23 protein-coding genes are annotated in these 20,759 nt (G+C 64.4%); 9 read left to right on the forward strand and 14 right to left on the reverse strand.

Annotated elements, in window-relative coordinates:
- Positions 1 to 264 precede the first annotated feature (264 nt).
- Positions 265 to 1,743, forward strand: coding sequence for an SRPBCC family protein (locus LG047_RS17130; protein ID WP_227967946.1), 1,479 nt, complete (start codon positions 265 to 267; stop codon positions 1,741 to 1,743).
- Here LG047_RS17130 and rimO read toward each other — a convergent pair.
- Together rimO and LG047_RS17140 are read right to left on the reverse strand one after the other, a co-directional pair.
- Positions 1,725 to 3,074, reverse strand: a complete 1,350-nt coding sequence (gene rimO / locus LG047_RS17135) for a 30S ribosomal protein S12 methylthiotransferase RimO (protein ID WP_227967947.1) — start codon at positions 3,072 to 3,074, stop codon at positions 1,725 to 1,727. The two genes, LG047_RS17130 and rimO, sit on opposite strands and share 19 nt — an antisense overlap.
- Before the next feature lie 235 nt (positions 3,075 to 3,309).
- Positions 3,310 to 3,519 carry a hypothetical protein gene (locus LG047_RS17140; protein WP_227967948.1) on the reverse strand — a complete coding sequence of 70 codons (210 nt, stop codon included), beginning with the start codon at positions 3,517 to 3,519 and terminating at the stop codon, positions 3,310 to 3,312.
- Positions 3,520 to 3,551: 32 nt separating this feature from the next.
- On the opposite strand from LG047_RS17140, the gene LG047_RS17145 reads away from it, so the two are divergent.
- On the forward strand, positions 3,552 to 4,535 hold the full coding sequence (locus LG047_RS17145; protein WP_227967949.1) for a beta-ketoacyl-ACP synthase III: 984 nt from the start codon (positions 3,552 to 3,554) through the stop codon (positions 4,533 to 4,535).
- A 375-nt stretch (positions 4,536 to 4,910) separates the two neighbouring features.
- Here LG047_RS17145 and LG047_RS17150 read toward each other — a convergent pair whose 3' ends face one another.
- Both LG047_RS17150 and LG047_RS17155 read right to left on the reverse strand, forming a co-directional pair.
- A complete protein-coding gene (locus LG047_RS17150; RefSeq protein WP_036286471.1) occupies positions 4,911 to 5,147 on the reverse strand; it encodes a thioredoxin family protein in 237 nt (78 codons plus the stop codon).
- Between the two features lie 88 nt (positions 5,148 to 5,235).
- Positions 5,236 to 5,904, reverse strand: a complete 669-nt coding sequence (locus LG047_RS17155; protein WP_227967950.1) for a MarR family winged helix-turn-helix transcriptional regulator — start codon at positions 5,902 to 5,904, stop codon at positions 5,236 to 5,238.
- A gap of 120 nt (positions 5,905 to 6,024) precedes the next feature.
- On the opposite strand from LG047_RS17155, the gene ftsY reads away from it, so the two are divergent.
- The 7 genes from ftsY (at position 6,025) to LG047_RS17190 (ending at position 11,365) form a co-directional block, all read left to right on the forward strand.
- Entirely contained in the window at positions 6,025 to 7,086 is a 1,062-nt protein-coding gene (ftsY, locus tag LG047_RS17160; protein ID WP_227967951.1) for a signal recognition particle-docking protein FtsY, read from the forward strand.
- A 5-nt stretch (positions 7,087 to 7,091) separates the two neighbouring features.
- On the forward strand, positions 7,092 to 7,718 hold the full coding sequence (locus LG047_RS17165; RefSeq protein WP_036286474.1) for a septation protein A: 627 nt from the start codon (positions 7,092 to 7,094) through the stop codon (positions 7,716 to 7,718).
- Between the two features lie 135 nt (positions 7,719 to 7,853).
- Positions 7,854 to 8,282: a hypothetical protein gene (locus tag LG047_RS17170; protein ID WP_227967952.1), complete on the forward strand. Its 429-nt coding sequence runs from the start codon at positions 7,854 to 7,856 to the stop codon at positions 8,280 to 8,282.
- A gap of 183 nt (positions 8,283 to 8,465) precedes the next feature.
- Positions 8,466 to 9,245 carry a L,D-transpeptidase gene (locus tag LG047_RS17175; RefSeq protein WP_227967953.1) on the forward strand — a complete coding sequence of 260 codons (780 nt, stop codon included), beginning with the start codon at positions 8,466 to 8,468 and terminating at the stop codon, positions 9,243 to 9,245.
- A gap of 67 nt (positions 9,246 to 9,312) precedes the next feature.
- Positions 9,313 to 9,456, forward strand: coding sequence for a hypothetical protein (locus tag LG047_RS17180; protein WP_036286478.1), 144 nt, complete (start codon positions 9,313 to 9,315; stop codon positions 9,454 to 9,456).
- A 10-nt stretch (positions 9,457 to 9,466) separates the two neighbouring features.
- Positions 9,467 to 10,417 (forward strand): tyrosine recombinase, encoded by a 951-nt coding sequence (locus LG047_RS17185; RefSeq protein ID WP_227967954.1) that lies wholly within the window; start codon positions 9,467 to 9,469, stop codon positions 10,415 to 10,417.
- A gap of 360 nt (positions 10,418 to 10,777) precedes the next feature.
- A complete protein-coding gene (locus tag LG047_RS17190) occupies positions 10,778 to 11,365 on the forward strand; it encodes a polymer-forming cytoskeletal protein (protein ID WP_227967955.1) in 588 nt (195 codons plus the stop codon).
- 140 nt (positions 11,366 to 11,505) lie between these two features.
- Here LG047_RS17190 and LG047_RS17195 read toward each other — a convergent pair whose 3' ends face one another.
- From LG047_RS17195 to recQ, 10 genes are all read right to left on the reverse strand, one after another.
- Complete coding sequence (locus LG047_RS17195) at positions 11,506 to 11,805, reverse strand: hypothetical protein (protein ID WP_227967957.1); 300 nt, start codon at positions 11,803 to 11,805, stop codon at positions 11,506 to 11,508.
- A 168-nt stretch (positions 11,806 to 11,973) separates the two neighbouring features.
- Positions 11,974 to 13,140, reverse strand: a complete 1,167-nt coding sequence (gene hemW / locus LG047_RS17200) for a radical SAM family heme chaperone HemW (protein WP_036286486.1) — start codon at positions 13,138 to 13,140, stop codon at positions 11,974 to 11,976.
- A 56-nt stretch (positions 13,141 to 13,196) separates the two neighbouring features.
- A complete protein-coding gene (locus LG047_RS17205) occupies positions 13,197 to 13,430 on the reverse strand; it encodes a (2Fe-2S) ferredoxin domain-containing protein (protein ID WP_227967958.1) in 234 nt (77 codons plus the stop codon).
- Between the two features lie 74 nt (positions 13,431 to 13,504).
- Entirely contained in the window at positions 13,505 to 13,690 is a 186-nt protein-coding gene (locus tag LG047_RS17210) for a type II toxin-antitoxin system RelE/ParE family toxin (RefSeq protein WP_370635080.1), read from the reverse strand.
- Positions 13,638 to 13,805 (reverse strand): type II toxin-antitoxin system RelE/ParE family toxin, encoded by a 168-nt coding sequence (locus tag LG047_RS19825; protein WP_370635061.1) that lies wholly within the window; start codon positions 13,803 to 13,805, stop codon positions 13,638 to 13,640. Before LG047_RS19825 ends, LG047_RS17210 begins: the two co-directional genes overlap by 53 nt.
- Complete coding sequence (locus LG047_RS17215; protein ID WP_227967959.1) at positions 13,802 to 14,047, reverse strand: type II toxin-antitoxin system ParD family antitoxin; 246 nt, start codon at positions 14,045 to 14,047, stop codon at positions 13,802 to 13,804. The genes LG047_RS19825 and LG047_RS17215 overlap by 4 nt, the downstream gene beginning before the upstream one ends.
- Before the next feature lie 49 nt (positions 14,048 to 14,096).
- Entirely contained in the window at positions 14,097 to 16,529 is a 2,433-nt protein-coding gene (gene gyrB / locus LG047_RS17220; RefSeq protein ID WP_227967960.1) for a DNA topoisomerase (ATP-hydrolyzing) subunit B, read from the reverse strand.
- A 230-nt stretch (positions 16,530 to 16,759) separates the two neighbouring features.
- The gene (locus tag LG047_RS17225) at positions 16,760 to 18,178 is read right to left on the reverse strand and encodes a hypothetical protein (protein WP_227967961.1); all 1,419 of its coding nucleotides are present in this window, start codon (positions 18,176 to 18,178) and stop codon (positions 16,760 to 16,762) included.
- Positions 18,179 to 18,272: 94 nt separating this feature from the next.
- Positions 18,273 to 18,878 (reverse strand): glutathione S-transferase family protein, encoded by a 606-nt coding sequence (locus tag LG047_RS17230; RefSeq protein WP_227967962.1) that lies wholly within the window; start codon positions 18,876 to 18,878, stop codon positions 18,273 to 18,275.
- A gap of 50 nt (positions 18,879 to 18,928) precedes the next feature.
- Positions 18,929 to 20,728 carry a DNA helicase RecQ gene (gene recQ, locus LG047_RS17235; protein ID WP_227967963.1) on the reverse strand — a complete coding sequence of 600 codons (1,800 nt, stop codon included), beginning with the start codon at positions 20,726 to 20,728 and terminating at the stop codon, positions 18,929 to 18,931.
- Between the last annotated feature and the right edge of the window lie 31 nt (positions 20,729 to 20,759).

The following is a 20,759-nucleotide window of genomic DNA, read 5'->3' on the forward strand; positions in this document are numbered from 1 at the left end:
TGCAAGTGTTTCCATCCGACCGCTAATATGGGCGGCGCCGCTCGGGTCCGCCACAACTATCATCGGCAACGCTGACGGCGGGGGCGGACCGGAATTTGAATCCTTTAGCAACGTAGCTCCTGCCACAGCCGGGGGCAGGGCGTCTTTTTCGCCAAATAGCGTACAAAGCAAATAATAACCGTACATCCGGTCCCGTTCGAGCTTAAACGGTCCGTGAACCGCTCCCGCGCGACTTTGGCGCATACATTTATATGGAGCGGCGCCGTGACCGGCAGCGAGAATTTCTCCCTTCTGCAATTCCTCGACGGCGTCTTCGTCTCGCTCATCTGGTGCGCCATCGGCTTCGCCGCATGGTGGATGATGTTCCAGGCTCCATTCGGTCGACGGACGTTCAGGGCCAGCGTTGCGATCAAGGCGCCGGTCGAGAGGATCTGGTCCGCCTTTCTGCTCGAGCCGTCGCCGCCCGGCGGCTGGGGCGGCGCGCTTGAAATTTCGGGGCAGGAGTTTCGTGGAGAACCGCCGTCGCGACACAGGGTCGTCGTGCGGCATGGCGGGATGGGCCCTTTCCGGGATACGGTCTGGCGCATCCTGAGGCTCGAGCCTTTCACCCTGTATGAAGCCGAACAGGAAACGATCGGCGGAAAGGCGGTCGGCGCCCGTGAAGCCGCCGTCATGCGCCTTCGGCTCACGCCGCGGGGCGGGGAGGCGTTGGTCGAACAGGAGACGAGGCGACACGTGCGAGGCGTCTTCGGCTTTCTCTATGTGCCCCGGGCCAATCGCCGATGTTTCGACCATTTGCGCGCGCATTGCGAGGGGCTGGAGGCGATGAACGCCGCGCCGATCGTGAGCCGTTCGGCGAGTTTTCTGCTTGCTATCCTCGCTTTCGGCGCCGTCGTTGCGCTCTTTTGCGCCGCCAATCCGGAAATCTGGGAAATAGTCGCCTTCATAGCGATTTTCCTTCAGCTGGCGCTCTGGACGCACGAATACGGCCATCTGATCGCCATGCGCTGGTTCGGCCAGCGCGACGCGACGCTCCTCATGCTTCCCTTTCTCGGCGGCGCCGCGCTGAACACACGGCGGCCGCGCTCGCGTTTCGAGGAGGCGATGATCGCGCTGATGGGGCCGGCCTTTTCGGGCGTGATCGTGCTGGCGCTCACGCCTTTCGCGCCCTGGGGGCTGAGGTTTTTCGAGGCGGGGACGGACCCCGAGGCGCTGAGCTGGACGGCTCCCGGCGCGCCCGCGACATGGGCGGGCCTTTGCGTCGTCGCCTTTCTTGCGATGTCCATACCCATCAACCTCTACAACCTCACGCCCATTGGCGCGCTCGACGGGGGCAGGGTCGTCTCGGCGCTGGCGCGGGGGCGCCTTTCGCGCGCGCTTCTCACGGCGGGCGTTTTTGCGGCGCTGGCGTACGCCATCGCGGGGACGGGGAGCGCGAATGACTTTGGCGCGGCGATCGCTTTCGTCGCCGTCGCCGCGGCTTCCGCGCTCCTTGCCGGCGCTAACGGGCATGATGAACTCGCGCCGATGAGCAGGGGCCAGACGGCGACGACGGCCCTGCTGCTCGCCGTGACGCTTTTCATCCATGTCGACGCCTCGCGCACGCTCCTGCCGCGCTTCATGGCGGCGGTGCGTGACGGCGTCGGCGGGACCGCCGACGCGGGCCCGCCAATATCAGCGACGGCCTCGCGCTACGTCTTCAGCGAGACCACGCATCCGCAGGGTCAGACCGCCGCGCCGTAAACGTCATAGGCGTCGGCGCGGTCGACCTTGACGGTCACGATGTCGCCCGGGCGCAGCGGCCGGCGCGACTCGACGAAGGCGGCGCCGTCGATCTGCGGCGCGTCGGCCTTGGTGCGGCCTTTGGCGAGCGCGCCAGACGGCCCGCCGCCCGCTTCGTCGATGATGACCTGCAGGCGCTTGCCGACCTTGCGCTTCATCAGCCGGGCGCTGACGGCCTGCTGCTTTTCCATGAAACGCTTCCAGCGCGCCTCCTTCACTTCCTCGGGCACGGGCGCCAATCCCAGCTCATTTGCGGGCGCGCCGGAGACCGGCTCATATTTGAAGGCGCCGGCGCGGTCGATCTCGGCTTCGTCCAGCCAGTCGAGAAGCAGCTGGAAATCCTCCTCCGTCTCGCCGGGGAAGCCGACGATGAAGGTCGAGCGAAGGGCGAGGTCGGGACAGGCCGCGCGCCAGGCCTTGATGCGCGCCAGCGTCTTTTCCTCATTGGCCGGGCGTTTCATCGCCTTCAGCACATTGGGCGCGGCGTGCTGGAAGGGAATGTCGAGATAGGGAAGGATCTTCCCCTCCGTCATCAGCCCGATCACCTCGTCGACATGCGGATAGGGGTAAACGTAATGGAGCCGCGTCCACAGGCCGAGTTCGCCCAGCTCGCGGGCGAGATCGAGGAAGCGGGCGCGCACCGCGCGATCGCCCAGCATGCTCTCCGCGTAGCGAAGGTCGCGGCCATAGGCGCTGGTGTCCTGCGAAATGACCAGCAATTCCTTGACGCCCGCGCGGGCGAGCTTCTCCGCTTCGCGGAGCACCTCCGCCGCCGGGCGCGAGACCAGAGGGCCGCGCAGGTGCGGAATGATGCAGAAGGAGCAGCTGTTGTCGCAGCCTTCCGAAATCTTCAGATAGGCGTAATGGCGCGGCGTGAGCTTCACGCCCTGTTCGGGCACGAGATCGACGAAAGGATCATGCGCGGGCGCGACGGCGCGATGGACGGCCTCGACGACGCTCTCATATTGCTGGGGGCCCGTGATCGCGAGCACCTCGGGGAAACGCTCGGCGATCGCCTCGGGTTCGGCGCCCATGCAGCCGGTGACGATGACCTTGCCGTTTTCGTTGAGCGCGGCGCCGATCGCCTCCAGCGACTCCGCCTTGGCGCTGTCGAGAAAGCCGCAGGTGTTGACGACGACGACATCGGCGCCCTCGTGGCGCCGCGCGAGTTCATAACCCTCGGCGCGAAGTCGGGTGACGATGCGCTCGCTGTCCACGAGCGCCTTGGGGCAACCCAGCGAAACAAAAGAAACGCGCGGGGCGGCGGAATTAGGCTTCAAGTCTTCCTGCATCAGGCCGGATTGCCACGCCGCGGCGGGAATGGCAATCGCGGCGGGGCGGCGGCTCAGGCGAGCATGGCGCCGACGAGGGCGTAAAGAGCGACGGCGGCAAGAACGAGGGCGTGAATCATGAACGCAAACTCCACTTTGCGCGCCGGAGCGCGCGCCTAAAGCGATTGGACTTTTTGAGAGCGGCGTCGACCGCCGGTTACGAGGCGACGACTAACACGTTAATAGATTGCGCCTCTTAACAAACCGTTTCCGCAACGCGAATCCGGATTGCCGGAATGTGGCGGAATTGGCGCGGGGAAGAGCGCGGGAGGGAGACATAATTCAATTTTTTCATTAATTTGCGATGCGCCGCAAAAACAGTTTTGCGCTCGCCGTCCACGCCTCTATGAATAGCCGCGCCGTAGTCGCCCGCGTGGGCTAAGTCGCCATGCGCGTTAATTTCCATCAGCGCCGCCGTCCTAAAGGAAGACTTGACCCTTGCCGAATTCGATCGTTCTCGGAACCGGATCCTACGCGCCTAGTCGCGTCGTCACCAACGCCGATCTCGAGAAGATGGTCGCCACCAACGGCGACTGGATCGTCAGCCGCACGGGCATCAGGGAGCGGCGCGTCGCCGCGGACAGTGAGGCGACCTCCGATCTTGCCGCCGCCGCCGCGCGCGAGGCGCTGGCCTTTGCGGGCGTCGATCCCGCGGATGTCGACATGATCGTCGTCGGCACGGTGACGGGCGATACGCCCACGCCCTCCTGCGCCGCGTTCGTGCAGGCCAGGCTCGGCGCGAGGAACGCGTTCTGTTTCGACGTGGCGGCAGCCTGCGCAGGGTCGCTTTACGGCCTCACAATCGCCGACCAGTTCATTCGCTCCGGCATGGTGAAGCGCGCGCTCGTCATCGGCGCCGAGACGCTGAGCCGGTTCGTCGACTGGACCAATCGCGAGACCTGCGTGCTTTTCGGCGACGCCGCCGGGGCCATCCTGCTCGGCGCGACGGAGGAGGAGGGTCACGGCCTTCTCGCCGCGACTCTGCGCACGGACGGCTCGATGACCGACATTCTCGGCATTTTCGGCGGCGGCAGCCGTCGCCCATTGTCCGAGGAGCTGCTCGCCGACAATGGCAACAAGATCAAGATGCGCGGCCGCGAGGTCTACAAGGTTGCGACGCGGCTTCTGCCGGAGGTCGTCGCCGACACGCTCGCCAAGGCCGGACTGTCCGCCAGCGACGTCACCCATGTAATCGCCCATCAGGCCAATCAGCGCATCATCGAGTCCGCGCTCGACAATCTCGGCGTGCCGGTCGAGAAGTGCTGGATCAACATCGACCGCTATGGAAACACGTCGAGCGCCTCCATGCCCATCACGCTCGACGAGGCCAATCGCGCCGGAAGGCTGAAGAAGGGCGACGTGATCGCGATGATGGCCATCGGCGCCGGCATGACGTGGGGCGGCGCCGTCCTGCGATGGTGACGGCGGCTGAGGCGCGGGCGGCATCGCTCGGCGGCGATTGCTAAATCAGTTCGTCGTCGCCGGAAACATCCAGCTCCAGCCCACGATCATCAGGCTCAGGCACCAGATCGCCGGGCCGACGACGATGACGATATTGGCGATGCGATCTTCGCTCATGTTTTCCTCTCCGGATCATCGAACGCAGGTTGCGTTCCGTGGGCGAAGGGAATGGCACGGGAGCGGCTGAGTGCGGCGTGCGTCAGCGCACGGGCGAAGGACTTTTGCGGGGAGCGTCAGGAAAAGAAGGGGCGGACCCCGGGGGGAGGCCCGCCCGACAGGAACCGTCAGATCATTGCGCGGTGCTGAACGGTTCCCGCTTACTGGTAAGGTGGCGCGTTACTTCAGCGCGGCGAGGTCCGCGCCAAAATTTATGTGGTAGGGCTTGCCGCCCAGCACAAGCGCCGGCACCGATTTCACGCCGGCCTTCTCGGCCTCGCCGATCCGGCTCTTGTCCTGCCCGAGATGCACGATCTCTACCTCGAACTTCTTGGGATCGAGGCTTTCCGCCAGCTGACGTTCGGCGTCGACGCAGACCGGGCATCCGGCGTGGTAGAAGACGGCTTTTTGAGACATAGTGCGTTTCCTTCTTCGTGATGCGAAGTGGGATGAAAGGCGGTTCGTCGGCTGCAACCCGGCGAACCGCCGCTTTTTTCCGGGGCGCTCAGGGCGCCGCCGGTCTCGCGGCGTCGCGTTCGGCGACGCCGAGAAACTTGTTCCAGACCTCCTCCTGATCCGGCGCCGCTTCGTGGTCGGCGCAATCGAGCCTGAGCGCCGGCGCGCCGAAGGCGGCGTCGACGAGAGCGCAGTGATGCGGGGCTTCCGCGTCGTCATGCGCGTAGGGGCGAAAATACTTGCAGCTGACGCACATGCGTTGCGGCGGGATCGCGCCCTCTATTTGCAGATTACGGATGAGCCGAATGACGAGGCCGAGCAGTTGCGATTGCTCCTGCGCGCCCAGCGCCTGCAATGCGCGCTCGGTCGCGCCGGCGCGCGCCTCGATCGCTCCGCTCAGCGCCAGCCCGCGCTCGGTCGCGGCTACGGTGGTCGCGCGACGGTCCTGCGCATCCGGGCGGCGCTCAACGAGCCCCTTCTTCTCCAACGCGGCGATGGAGTCCGTCGCTGTCGGCTGGCTTGCGCCGAGATGGGCGGCGATGGCGCCGACGCGAGCGCCGTCGTGACCGGCGAGATAGCCGAGTATCTGCGCCTGCGTCGGATTGACCGCCGCGGTCTCCAGCGCGCGCCAGCGATCGGCGCGCAGCGCCGTCGAGACGCGCTCGAGACCGTCGATCAGTCGCTTCGTGATGGCTGCGGGAGGGCGTCCGGTGCTCATACCGGCATATTTGTAGGACTCCTAATCATTTTCAAGACTGACGGAATGATTTGACTTTCTCCAACTTCACTGGCCCTTCGGCCATGATTAGTGTAGGCATTGCCGCCAATTGAGGGACGCATGAGCACGGACGCAGACGGGTCGAAAAAGCGCGGCATGTTCTCGCGCCTGTTCGGAAAAAACGAAAAGACGCAGGCGGAGCCGCAAATTACCGAGGCGCCGGAGGAGCCCAAGCGCTCCTGGTGGTCGCGACTGACGGGCGGTCTGGCGCGCACGTCGCAGGCGATTTCCCAGGGTGTCGCCGACATTTTCACCAAGCGCAAGCTCGACGCGCTGACGCTCGAAGAGCTGGAGGACGTGCTTTTGCGCGCCGACCTTGGCGTCGGCGCGGCGACGCGCATCACCAAGGCCGTCGGCAAGGCGCGCTACGAAAAGGACATCGAGCCCGACGAGGTGCGCGCCATCCTCGCCCGCGAGGTCGAGGCCGTGCTGGAGCCGGTGGCTGTTCCCTTCGAGATCGACGAGAGCAAGAAGCCTTTCATCGTGCTGGTCGTCGGCGTCAATGGTTCCGGCAAGACCACCACCATCGCCAAGCTCGCCTCCAAGTGGACGGGTGAGGGCAAGAAGGTCGTGCTCGCGGCCGGCGACACTTTCCGCGCCGCCGCCGTCGAGCAGCTGCGGATCTGGGGCGCGCGGCTCGATGCGGAGGTCGTCGCGGGCAATGAAGGCGCGGACGCCGCCGGACTCGCCTTCGACGCCATCAAGCGCGCGGGTGAAAGCGGCGCCGACATCATGCTGATGGACACCGCCGGGCGCCTTCAGAACCGCGCCGAGCTGATGGCCGAGCTGGAAAAAATCGTGCGGGTGATGAAAAAGGCCGAGCCCGAGGCGCCCCATGCGGTGCTGCTGGTGCTCGACGCCACCGTCGGCCAGAATGCGATGCAGCAGGTCGAGGTCTTTCAGCGCATGGCGGGCGTCACCGGCCTCGTGATGACCAAGCTCGACGGCACGGCGCGCGGCGGCATTCTCGTCGCCATCGCGGAGGCTTATGGCCTCCCGATCCACTTCATCGGCGTAGGCGAGGGACAGGACGATCTCGAACCCTTCACGGCCCGCGATTTCGCGCGCGCCATCGCCGGCCTCGAGGAAAGCGAAACGCCAGAGGCGGCTTCGGAAAGCTGAACGACATGACTCAGGACACTGCGACCAAGCCCAAGACGGATCTGTCCACGGGCCCCAAGAAGCGTTTGAGCCCATGGGCCAAGCTCCTGCTCGAGCTCGGGCCGCTCGTGCTGTTCTTCGTCGCGAACAGCAAATACGGCATTTTCGCCGCGACGGGCGTGCTGATGGCCGGCGTCGTCCTCACGCTCGTCGTGTCCTGGGCGGTGACAAAGCATCTGCCGGCGATGCCGGTGGTGACGGCGATTCTCGTGCTGGTCTTCGGCTCGCTGACCTATTTCCTGCACGACGAAACCTTCATCAAGCTGAAGGTGACGATCCTCTATTCGCTGTTCGGCGCTGGCCTCATCGGCGCGCTTTACTTCGGAAAACTCCTCTTGCCGATCGTCTTCGATCTTGCGATCCATATTGACGACGCGGGCTGGCGCAAGCTCACCTGGCGCTGGGGCCTGTTCTTCTTCTTTCTTGCCGGCCTCAACGAAGTCGTGCGCCGCGTGGTGTCGACCGACGACTGGGTGAACTTCAAGGTCTTCGGCATTCTGCCCCTCACGATCCTGTTCGCGATCGCGCAGGCGCCGCTCATCATGCGCCACGAGATTCCCGCGGAGGAAGAGGATACGGAGACGCATTTCTGACCGGGGAGAGCGAGAGCGTCGCGAGTTAGTGAAGCTTCAACTATGCCGTGTTGTATACAATTTACTATATTTATTCATCACGTAGCCTGAATTTCGTTGATGCGCGGAGCTGCGCGCGAATTCAGGGCGGGGCCGATGTCCGACACTTTCTTTTCGAGCCATACTCACCACCAGGACGATGAACACGACGCCCCGGAGGAAGGCTATCGCATTCCGCTGGGGCCCAAAGTCGCGCTGATCCTCAACATCAACGCCGCCATATGGGCGGCGGCGGTGACGGTGATCGTGACGGTGACGCGGCGCGAAAACAATATCGAGCAGATCGCGTCACTCTCGAATCTCATTCTTTGCTTTCTCGTCGGCGTCGTGATCGCCATGCTCTCCTGCGGATGCGACCGCGCGGCGCGCAACATGTACCGGCGGGAAGCGGCGCAAAAGAAAGCGTGGTTCGGCGTTGCGGAGATTTGCGACATATCCGCCGTCGGCGCGCTGGCGGCGGCCTTTGCGATCTTCGCCTGGGGCGTCTGGTCGATCGTCATGCTGGCCGCAATGGCGTATCGCTGACGGCGCCTTGCGCCGCCGGGTCATTCGCGGCGCGCGTACGATTTGTTGACCACGAATATTTGGCTGGCGATAACCAGGAAAAGCAGGCTTTAGCGAAGCAATAACCACAGCTTATGCTTAGCATTTACGGTAAAAATCGATCAATTATCATGTAAACCATCGTCCCTTGCGCCGGAGGGCTCCATGCTTCCGGCGCGCGTTCAACGGTTTCGCGTCATGTCCCGCAAATCGATATTATTGCGTCTCGTTCCGGCCTTCTCCGCGACGGCCCTGTCGCTCGCGCTCTCCTCCGCGGCGCAGGCCAATCCCTACGCCCTGTCCGCCGCGCCGCCCTATCCGTCGAATTATTATGCGCCGCAGTCGCAAAGCGCGCTCGGCGGGGGGCTGATCGAGGCCCTGGTCGGCGAGGCTTCCGGGCCGCATGTGCGCTATGCCGCGCCGCCGGCCGCCCATCCTTACGCCACGCAGACGCGCGTCGCCGCCTATGCGCCGCAGCCGATGGACATGCAGCGTGAAATGGATCCCGACTATCTGCGCGCCGAAGTCGATTACCAGGGCCCCGAATCGCCCGGCACCATCGTCGTCGACACGCCGCGCAAGCATCTCTATCTCGTGCAGGGTCGCGGCCGCGCCATCCGCTACGGGATTGGCGTGGGCCGGCCGGGCTTCGAGTGGTCGGGCGTCAAGACGATCAGCCGCAAGGCCGAGTGGCCGGACTGGACGCCGCCCGCCGAAATGCTGGCGCGCCGGCCCGATCTGCCGCGCCACATGGACGGCGGTCCGGCCAATCCGCTCGGCGCCCGCGCGCTGTATTTGGGCTCCTCGCTCTATCGCATCCACGGCACCAATGAGCCGCACACGATTGGCCAGAACGTGTCGTCGGGCTGTATCCGCATGATGAACGACGACGTCGTGGATCTCTACAACCGGGTCGGCGTCGGAACGCGGGTGGTGGTGCGGTAGGGCTCGCGGTTGCAATCGACGCCGCTTCGGGCGATAGCTTGAACTGGATTTACCGGGGCGAGTCGAATTGCCGAGTCTCATCCGCTTTCTTGTCATTGTCGGCGCGATCGTCGCGATCGTTTACGGCGCCATGGTCGCGATCGTTTCCTACGTGACGCCGCAGCCGCGTGAGATGACCTACACGATACCCGCGCAGCGCCTGAACAAGTGAGAGAAGGGCGATGAGCGGACGCGCGGCGCGCCAGCTCGACGCCTTTCTTGACATGCTCGCTGCCGAGCGCGGCGCCGCGCAAAACACGCAGGACGCCTATCGCCGCGACCTTGCCGATTACATCGACTTCCTGCGCGGGCAGGGGACCAACCCCGGCGATGTGACCAGCGATGGCGTGCGCGCCTATCTCGCCTCGCTGGAGCCGCGCGGCATGTCGGCGGCGACCGTAGCGCGGCGGATTTCGGCGATCCGGCAGTTTCACAAATTCCTTTATGTCGACCGGCATCGCGGCGACGACCCCGCCGCCGCGCTGGAAGGCCCGCGCCGTGTCCGCGGCGCGCCGGGCGTGATGTCGGTTGCGGAAGTCGACCGCCTGCTTTCCGTCGCGCGCGAGGGGCTCGACGACGAGAAGCGCCCGCTGCGGGAGCGGCTGCGCGCGGCGCGGCTCTATGCTTTGCTCGAAACGCTTTATGCGACGGGGCTGCGCGTTTCAGAACTCGTGTCGCTCCCGAAAAGCGCCGCGCGGGCGCGCGATCCGTTCATCACGATTCGCGGAAAGGGCGGGCGCGAGCGACTTGCGCCGCTGACCGACCGCGCCAAAGGCGCGCTCGCCGGCTATCGCAAATTGCTGGAGGCGATCGCGCCGGGGCTGGCGGAGGGACCTTTCCTCTTCCCTGCCGACAGTGACAGCGGCCATCTGACCCGTCAGGCCTTCGCGCGCGATCTGAAGACGCTCGGCGTCGCCGCCGGTCTTTCGGCGGCGCAGGTCCATCCCCATGCGCTGCGTCACGCCTTTGCGAGCCATCTCCTGCAAAACGGGGCGGATCTGCGCGTCGTGCAGGAGCTTCTGGGCCACGCCGACATTTCGACGACCCAGATTTACACGCATGTGCTCGATGAGCGCATGCGCGCGATGGTGCGCGACCTGCACCCGCTGTCAGATTCGGGCGACGAATCTTGAGTCGAAAGTGTTTGTCGACTCTGTGCAAGCATTAGGTGAACTATCAAAGTATAAAATTGAATCCAACGTGTTAGCCGGTCGGGCAAACGTCTGCGACGTCACGCGCCATCCGCGCTCTCTATATGGTTAAGTAATTGAAAAAAATACATTCATGCCGGCATGATGCGCGCGCTCATTTTAGTACACAAGCATAGCGGGAGTATTCCGTCCTCCACCGCTTTTTCCACCGTCTAATACACTGGAATGTCTACGTAATTTACCTTGAGCGTGGCCTTTGATTTTTTTAATTGCTGCCATGAATATGCTAGTATAGTCTTTAAACTGGTTGTATCCGTTATGTAACGGGAATAGGGGCGTCTAATGACGATTAACACAAATTCCGGATTCAGGCCGGATCAGGAAAATGTCGCCTATATTGGCGCCGGAGTTACGCTCAAGGGCGAAATCTCTGTGCCTGATCTTATTGTTATTGATGGCACTGTCGAGGGCGACATTACCGCCCGCGTCGTCTGCGTCGGCCAGTCCGGCGTCGTTCGGGGCAATATCAGCGCCACCGAGGCTGACATCAGCGGCTGGGTCACCGACCATGTCGAGATCAAGCAACATCTGATCGTTCGCGCGACCGGCCGGGTCGAGGGCCGCGTCATGTATGGCGAAATCGAGCTGGAGAAGGGCGCCGTCGTCACCGGCGACCTTTCGGCGACCGACGATTATCGCGCCGTCGCCAAGGCCCCGTCAGCGAAGATCGCGGCTCCCGAGCGTAGCCTCGAGCCGCCGGCGCCGGTCGCGAGACCCTCTGGCTCCTCGATCGACCGGCTGAACGAAGCCGTGCGCTTCGCCAAGGGCGGAAGCGTCAAGAGCGCCGGTCTCTACCTCGCCTCCGACGCCGACGGTATGAAACGCGGCAATTCCCGTTCGCCGCTGTCCGGCCGGAAGGCGAACGCCTGAATCGCTCCCCTCGCGCATGCGCGAGGGGAATGGATTTGCATCCGCCGCGCAAAGCGCGGGGGCGCTGTTTTTCTCGTTCAGCCGGGAGGCGCCTCCACGCCTGTTTATTTCCCGGCCCGGCAGATCGTCGCCGGTCGGCTCTATCCGACGAAGCGCTTCTTGATGACGTTGTAAAGCAGGGTGACGATGGCGCCGGTGACGCCGCCGCCGACCGCCTGGCCGAGCATGACGCCGATGTCGAAACCTCCGCCGCCGGACGCCGCGCTCGCGAGCGACGGAATGATGGCGCTCAACAACTGGCCGCCGAGTCCGCCGCCAAGCGCGCCGCTGATCAGATTGCCGAGCGCATTGGTCTCGTCGGTTTTCGTCAGCTTGCCGGCAGCCTTGCCGCCCATTGCGCCGGCGACCGCCTGAACAAGAATATCCGTCAGAAGGGACATATTGAACGCTCCAGAAAATTGCTGCGCTGGCGCAGCCATATGAAAGCGCGGCCGGGGCCGCATCTGGATAAGCGCTCTGGCTACGACTTGGTTCCCGCCGATCTATACATTTATCGTGTTATACGCAGCGAATCGCCTTGAAATCGCGGCTCCGCCAAACGCCGGCCGTCAGGCGGCCAGATCCGCCACCACGGCGTCGAGCACCGGAAAGCCTTCCGAACTCACGCGCAGCCGGTTCTCGCGCGTAACTTCCACGAGCCCGTCGCCGATCAGTTCGCTGATGCGCGACTGCGAGAGTTTCTTACCGGTGAGCAGGAAATAGCGCTGCGGGTCGATGCCTTCGCGCAGACGCAGGCCCATCAGCAGGAACTCGTCGCCTTCCTGCTCGGCGTTCAGCAACTCGTCCTCGACGAGGCCGTGGCCTTCCGTCTCCACGCAGGTGAGCCACATCTCGGGATGCCGCTCCGTCGCCTGCGCGCGGCGGCCGCGCGTGGTCACGATCCGCCCATGCGCGCCGGGGCCGACGCCGGCGTATTCGCCATAGCGCCAGTAGACGAGATTGTGCCGGCACTCCGCCCCGGGGCGCGCGTGGTTCGACACTTCATAGGACGGCAGGCCATGGCGGGCGGTGACTTCCTGCGTCACGTCCCACAGAGCGCGCTGTGTGTCGACGTCGGGGACCGTCATCTTGCCCGTGTTGACCATGCGTTCGAACAGGGTGTCGGGCTCGATGGTGAGCTGGTAGAGCGACACATGTTCCGGCGCGCGGGCGAGCGCAAGGTCGAGCTCCTTGCGCCAGGCGGCGGGCGTCTGGCCCGTCCGGCCGTATATGAGGTCGAAGGAGGTGCGGTCGAAGACCGAATTGGCGATGTCGAGCGCCATCAACGCCTCGGCGACCGAATGTTGGCGCCCGAGGCCCTTGAGGTCGATGTCGTTGAGCGCCTGAATCCCCAGCGAGACGCGATTGATTCCCGCCGCCTTGAAGCCCTTGAAACGCGACGCCTCCACGCTGGTCGGATTGGCTTCGAGCGTGATCTCTACGTCTCTCGCCATGGTCCAGTGGCTGGCGATCTGCGAGAGAATCGCCTCGACGGTCGAGGGCGACATCAGCGAGGGCGTGCCGCCGCCGAAAAACACGGAGCGCACCTCGCGCCCCGGCGCGAGACTCGCGCGATGGGCGAGCTCCACGGCGAAGGCTTCGACGAAGCGGTCTTCGTCGACGTCGCCACGGCGGACGTGGCTGTTGAAATCGCAATAGGGGCATTTCGACAGGCAGAACGGCCAGTGCACGTAAACGCCGAAGCCAGGGTCGAAAGCATTCCGAATCGTCGCCATGTTCCCTTATCGCATGAAATGGCGGAAAACGCAGGAGTCGCGCGGGAGCGTGGGGATCATGCGCCGCCCGGCTCGAGCCCGTTTCCCGGGGCGGACCTCAGCGTGTCGCGTATGGTCTCCATCAGGTCGTCGACGTCCGGCCCGGAAAAGGCGTCGCCCGAGGGCTCGACGCGCACGACCGGATCGCGCGTGCAGAGACGCAGACATTCGCGCGTCGATATTTTCAGCCGGCCTTCTGCGAGCGCGTCGGGGAACGCGGCGCGAGCGGCTTCTTGCACGTCAGCCAGCAAGGCGCGCCCTCGACCTTTCGCGTCGCAGTTGGGGCCGACGCAGACGAGGAGGCGGACGGATTGTGGCCCCGGACTCATTCCGTTGGAAACAGAAGGGCTTCATAATCCCGCGCGCCATGCAGGATCTGGAGGATTTCGACCGTATTTGCAGTCACGCGATCGAAGACGAGGAAATTGCCATGGACCATCCGGCGCACACCCGTCGCTTCATAGCTCGGCGCGAGGGGGGAAGCGCCTCGGCATGTCGGCAAGCCGTTCACACCGCCTCCGCAAAGCTTGGACGAAGGCCAACGCCTGCGCCGGACATTCGGATGCAATGAAATCTCCGATCGCTTCCAGATCCGTCTCGGCTTCCCGCGCGAAAACGACTTTCACACTACGCTCGTTGTCCGATACTTACGTTCGAGCCGGTCGAACACGTCGGACGCCGGCGAAACGCGCCCCGCTTCGGTGTCGGCCAAGCCCCTTTCAATTGCGGCGTCGAGCCCCTCGAGCTTTCGCTCGCGCTCTTCGAGCAGACGCACGCCCTCGCGAAGGATTTCGTCTTTCGAGGCGTAACGGCCCGAGGCGATCAAACGTTCGACGGCTTCTTCGAGTTCTCCGAGAGCGTGTGTCATATTTCGTTCCTCGCCAGACCCGCGGCGATCATACCCTGTCGCTGGCCGCTCACACATCCAGATTCGCCACGCTCAGCGCATTCTCCTGAATGAACTCGCGGCGTGGCTCCACGACGTCGCCCATCAGCTTCACGAAAATGTCGTCGGCCTCGGCGGCCTCCTTCACCTTCACCTGCAACAGCGAGCGCGCCTCGCGGTCGAGGGTCGTCTCCCAGAGCTGCTCGGCGTTCATTTCGCCCAGACCCTTGTAACGCTGGATGGTGAGGCCCTTGCGGCCGATCTGGTTCATCGCCTCGTAAAGCGCGATGGGGCCCGAGAGCGGCGCCTCGTCGCCGCGGCGGATCAGCGTCGCGGGCGCGGAGAAAACGTCACGCAGGCTTTCGGCGCGTTCGTGCAGCTTGCGCGCTTCGCTCGAATTCAGCATCGCCGCGTCGAGGATCACCGCCTGCGTCACGCCGCGCAGCGTGCGCTTGAAGACGTAGCCGCCCTCGCGCGGTTCGCCCGTCCAGCCGCGCTCGGTCTCCTCTGCGATGGCGTCGAGCCGACGCGCGACTTCCTGAGCGAGGCGATCAGCCTCGCCGTTCTCGCCATGCGGCGCCAGCGCGCCGGCCATCGCCGCCTGCTCCACGACATGGCGATCGTAGCGCGAATGCAGGCTCGCCATCACGGTGCGGAAGGCGCGCGCGTCCTCCAGCACCTTGCGCAGATCGGCGCCGGCGCGATCTTCCGATCCTGTGCGCAACACCGCGCCGTCGAGCAGGCTGTCGATGAGATAATCCTCCAGCGCGCGCTCGTCCTTGAGATATTGCGTCGACTTGCCCTTGGTGACCTTGTAGAGCGGCGCCTGCGCGATGAACACATGGCCGCGCTCGATCAGCTCCGGCATCTGCCGGTAGAAGAAGGTCAGGATCAGCGTGCGGATATGGGCGCCGTCGACGTCGGCGTCGGTCATGATGATGATCTTGTGATAACGCAGCTTGTCGGCGTTGAATTCGTCGCGCCCGACGCCCGTGCCGAGCGCCGTGATCAGCGTGCCGATCTGCTCCGACGAGAGCATCTTGTCGAAACGCGCGCGCTCGACGTTCAGGATCTTGCCGCGCAGGGGCAGCACGGCCTGGAAGGCGCGGTCGCGGCCCTGCTTCGCGGTGCCGCCGGCCGAGTCGCCCTCGACGATGAAGAGTTCGGACTTCGCCGGATCGCGCTCCTGGCAGTCGGCGAGCTTGCCGGGCAGGTTCGCGACGTCGAGCGCGCCCTTGCGCCGCGTGAGTTCGCGCGCCTTGCGCGCCGCCTCGCGCGCGGCCGCCGCCTCGACGACCTTGGAGACGATGTTCTTCGCCTCGGCCGGATGCTCCTCGAGCCATTGGCCGAGAATTTCATTCATGACATTCTCGACGGCCGGACGCACCTCCGACGAGACGAGCTTGTCCTTCGTCTGCGACGAGAACTTCGGGTCCGGCACTTTCACGGACAGCACGCAGGTCAGGCCCTCGCGGCAGTCGTCGCCCGAGAGATCGACCTTCTCGCGCTTGGTCAGGCCCGACGAGTCGGCGTAGCCCGTAATCTGGCGCGTCAGCGCGGCGCGGAAGCCCGCGAGATGGGTGCCGCCGTCCCGCTGCGGAATGTTGTTCGTGAAGGCCAGCACATTCTCGTGGTAGCTGTCGTTCCACCACAGCGCGACTTCGACGCTGATGTGGTCGCGTTTGCCGTTGACGAGGATCGGCGCCGAAATCAGCGGCGACTTGGCGCGGTCGAGCCAGCGCACGAAAGCTTCCAGACCGCCTTCGTAGAATAGTTCCTCCCGCTTGACTTCGGCGTGGCGCGCGTCGGTGAGGACGATGCGCACGCCGGAATTGAGGAAGGCGAGTTCGCGCAGACGGTGCTCGATCGTCGCATAGTCGAATTCGACCATGGTGAAGGTCGCGGTGGAGGGCAGGAAGGTCACTTCCGTGCCGCGCTTGGGCTTCCCGTCCTCGATCGGCGCGTCGCCGACGATGGCGAGCTTCGTGACGGCGTCGCCATTGGCGAATTCCATCGCGTGCTCTTTGCCGTTGCGCCAGATGCGCAGCTTCAGCCACACGGAGAGCGCATTGACGACCGAGACGCCGACGCCGTGCAGACCGCCGGAAACCTTGTAGGAATTCTGGTCGAACTTACCGCCGGCGTGGAGCTGCGTCATGATGACTTCGGCCGCCGACACGCCCTCCTCGGGGTGGATGTCGGTTGGAATGCCGCGGCCATTGTCGGTTACGGTGCAGGAGCCGTCGGCGTTGAGCGTGACCGTGACGCGCGTGGCGTGGCCGGCGAGCGCCTCGTCGATGGCGTTGTCGACGACCTCATAGACCATGTGATGCAGGCCGGTGCCGTCATCGGTGTCGCCGATATACATGCCCGGACGCTTGCGGACGGCGTCGAGGCCCCGCAGCACCTTGATGGATTCGGCGCCATATTCGGCGGGGTCGACGTTCTTCTCGTTCTCGCTCATTTCGCTCGGTTTTCCGGGAGCCGTCGGCCCCATGATTCGTAAAGGCCATTCTAGCCCGGATCACCCGGCGATTGCACGGAAAGAACAATGTTCTCCCTCTCGTGCGAGGGGCGGAGTCACGATGGTTTCACCCACGCGCGCCGTCCCGGGACAGCGCAACGTCCGCGCCCGTCAGCGTCGCGCGCAGGCGCAGGGGGCGAAAAGCGGATGAACGCTGTTTTCCGGATCGCTCAATGCGACAGGGAAATGATAGCCGGCGTTCCGGTCGAGCCGGTCACAATTGCTCCCGTCATCGATCTCCCCGGCAGCCTGGCCGGGCGCGACGGGCCAATCTCGACCGCGCCGGTATACGCCACCGCATGTCCGCCCAGAGTCGCGCCCCTCAGGGTGACGAGGTAGGTTCCTTCGAGAAAGGCGCTGCCGTCGGCGCGTTTCAAATAGCTGTAGCCGGAGCTTATGTATTGGCCGTAATTTGCGGCGACCGTCACTCGGCCGGTTCCCGGCTCTGTCAGCTCGACGCTGGAGAGCATTATCGGGTCGCTGAAAACATGGCTGAGGATCAGATAATCCGCCTGGCCGGCGGCGGGCGCCCATTGATAGGCGCGCCGTATGGCGCCCTGGGGCGCGAAATAGCTGTTCTTGATGAGGAGCCTGTCGCCTGTCTGGATATCCGAGCGCGGATAGGCGACCGCCGCGAGAGACTGGGTGGTGGCGAAGCTCTTGTATGACCAATACGCCATGCCCGGAGGCGCAATCGAGCCGGCCGACGCCGGCGGCCAGCTCGTGCCGAAACTGTTCTGTATCAGGAGGGCTCCCGTCCGACCGGGGACGCCGACCTTGTCGTCATAGCCGACGACCAATTGCCCATGGCCGGAGTTCGGCACGATATTTGTTTCGTAGATCACGCCGTTCCTGAACTTCACCTTTTTGCCGTAGCCGCAAAGGACCCTGCCCGAAAAAGCAACGGCTTGCCTGTTCGCGACATATTGTTTGATCCGCTCTATCGCGTTTGCGTCGCCCTTTATCTTGATCGTCGCGTAGCTGCCAATTCGGAAGCGCCGCATGTCGGGATAGCTATTCGGAAAATCCGCCTGATACTGGATTGCGTCCAGATAGGAGCAATAGGGCCTGTAAGGCACGCCCTGCCGCGTGGGCGCGCCATTGGAAACCAGCTGAGCGAGATAACCGAGCGCCAGAGAGCCTTGGGGACAGCTCCTGCCTTCCTGCTTGTGCGCCAGCGCATAAAGAAAGGCCGCGCTGACGGAATTCTGCGGGAACTTCGGATCCCATTTCAGCGAGCCGTTCGCGTTGCGAGCCGCCGTATAGGAGCCGAGGCCATAGCCGAATGATTGCGCCTCGCAGCTGCCGGGCGATCCGGGCTGCGTCAGCGTTCCCTGCTGGGCGACGGCCGGCAGATTTCGGAGAAATGATTTCTCGGGAAGGATCGGCGCGAGCGGAGGATCGAGCAAAGCCGCCGGCGGCAGCGCCTGCACGGCCTTATTGAACTCGGTGGAGTCGAGGAGCGATCCGAATTGCGCCGAAGACTCGCACAGGGGGACGACTTCAGCGCGGGAACCGGCGGCGAACAGAAGGGCGAAACAGGAAGCGCAGGTAAAAGCCAATGCGCGATAGCCTGTGGATTTTCTCATGATCTCAGCCCCGCGAAGAAAATCGAATTAACGAACCTGCCCCTGAAAAAGTTGCGACTTTTCTTCCCTTTTGGCAAGCAAGACCTGATTTTCGCTAACGATAGCCTTCCTCCGCGAGCACCTGCCTTACGGCGGGGCGCGTTTTCATGCGCTGGTAATGGGCGCGACAATTGGGCTGCAACGTCATGCCGATCTTGTCCGCCCAGAATTCGACATAGAAAAGCGCCGCGTCGGCGATGGAGAAGTCGCCCGCGACATAGGCGCGCCCCGCGAGTTCGGCGTTGACGGCCTCGAATGCGCTCTCGGCTATCGCGCGCCCTTCCGTGATGATTTCCTCGCGCGCGGCGCCATAGCGCTCGGGCGTGAAGACGCGGCGAAATCCTTCGCCGTGGATATGTCGCGTGCAGAATTCCAGCATCGCCCGCGCTTCCTGCGCGAGCGAGGGATCTTCGGGGAGCAGTTTGCGGCGCGGATGGTTTTTCGCCAGCCATGTCGCGATGCTGACGAAATCGGTCAGAACCAGCCCGTCGTCGCAAACCAGCGTCGGAATGGTTCCATTCGGATTGATCGCGAGATATTCCGGCGTCAAATGATCGCCGCGCGGCAGATTGAGCACATGGGCCTCGAAAACGAGGCCGATCTCCTCGAGCAGGATATGGATGCCGGTCGAGCAGGAGCCCGGCGTCATGTAGAATTTCATTTGCGGCGCCTTTCGGTTGCGGGCCTGTTGCAACCGGGGCGCCAGGGCGTTCAACGTAACGCTTCCTCCAGCGCTTCGAGGAAAGCGTCGCCATAGCGCGCAAGCTTGCGCTCGCCCACGCCATGCACCGACAACAGATCGTCGAGCGTCGCGGGGCGCTTCTCCGCCATGTCGATCAGCGTGCGGTCTGCGAAGATGACATAGGCGGGCACGCCTTCCTCGTGCGCGAGCTCCATCCGCTTGCGCTTCAGCGCGGCCAATATTTTGTCGCTCGACTCGTCGAGGCGCGGGGCCTCCTTGCGCATGCGTCCGCGCGGCGAGAGAGGATCGCTGCGCAGCATGATCTTCTCGCGACCGAGAAGAATGTCTTCGCCTTTTTCTGTCAGCGCGAAGCCGCCATGTTCCGCGCTCGCCGCGCGCAAGGCGCCGGCGGCGAAGAGCTGACGCAGGATCGAGGCCCACGCCTGTTTCGAATGTTCCTTGCCGACGCCGAAGGTCTTGATCGCATCATGTCCGTGACGCCGCACGGCTTCCGTCGCTTCGCCCGTCAGAACATCCGCGAGATGTCCGGCGCCGAAGCGCTGTCCGGTGCGATAGACGGCGGAGAGCGCCTTTTGCGCGGGGATCACGCCGTCGAAAACGGCGATTTTCCCGAGGCACACGTCACAGCGTCCGCAAGGTGCGGCTTCCTCCGCGAAATAGGCGAGGAGAGTCTGGCGCCGGCATGTCGGCGTTTCGCAAAGCATGGCGAGCGCGGAAAAGCGGTTGTGCTCGATGCGGCGGCGCTCCTCGCCGATTTCCTTCTCGTCGATGCGCCGGCGCCGAAACGCCATGTCGTCGAGGCTGTAGAGCGTCAACGTATCGGCGGGCAGTCCGTCGCGGCCGGCGCGGCCGATTTCCTGATAGTAGGATTCAACTGACGACGGCATGTCGGCGTGCGCCACGAAGCGGACGTCCGGCTTGTTGACGCCCATGCCGAAGGCGATCGTCGCCACCGCAATGATTCCGTCTTCCTGCAGAAAGCGATCCTGATTGCGATTGCGCGTCTCCTGATCGAGCCCCGCATGATAGGCGAGCGCGTCGTGCCCCTGATCGATGAAATAGGCGGCGAGGTCCTCCGTGCGCTGGCGCGAAGAGCAATAGACGATGCCGCTCTCGCCCTTGTGACTCTCGAGAAAGCGCGACAATTGCCGTCGCGGCTGATCCTTCAGCGCGAAGTTCAAAGCAATGTTCGGCCGATCGAAGCTGTGCAGAAATATCTGCGGCTTCGCCTGAAACAGACGCTGCGCGATATCGTCGCGCGTCGCGGCGTCGGCGGTGGCGGTGAGGCCGATCACCTGCACATTTCCCAGCGCCTCCGCGGCGCGGCCGATCTCGCGATATTCGGGACGGAAATCATGGCCCCATTCGGAGACGCAATGCGCTTCGTCGATGGCGAGTCGGCGCGGCGCCGCGCGGCGAAGCTCGGCGATGAGCCCGTCCATCAGCAGACGTTCGGGGGAGACGAACAAAAGCCGCAGATCGCCCTCGCGCATCGCGCGGCGCGCCTCGTCGTTTTCTTCCGTTGTGTTCGTGGAATTGAGCGTCGCGGCCGAAACGCCGAGCCCCCGCATCTGCCGCACCTGATCGCGCATGAGCGCGATGAGCGGTGAGACCACGACGGTCAGGCCCTGCTCGATGATCGCGGGAAGCTGATAGCACATCGACTTGCCGCTGCCCGTCGGCATGATCGCGAGCACGGGGCCGCCATCGAGCACGGCGGCGATGATCTCGGCCTGTCCGGGACGGAAGTCATCGTAACCGAAGACGGATTTCAGCAGCGCGCGCGCCTGCGGGGGAAGGGAGGGCATGGCGCTCGATAGCATGGGCGGCGGCGCCAGG

This window comes from Methylocystis sp. WRRC1 (genome assembly GCF_020733155.1).
Lineage (GTDB): Bacteria > Pseudomonadota > Alphaproteobacteria > Rhizobiales > Beijerinckiaceae > Methylocystis.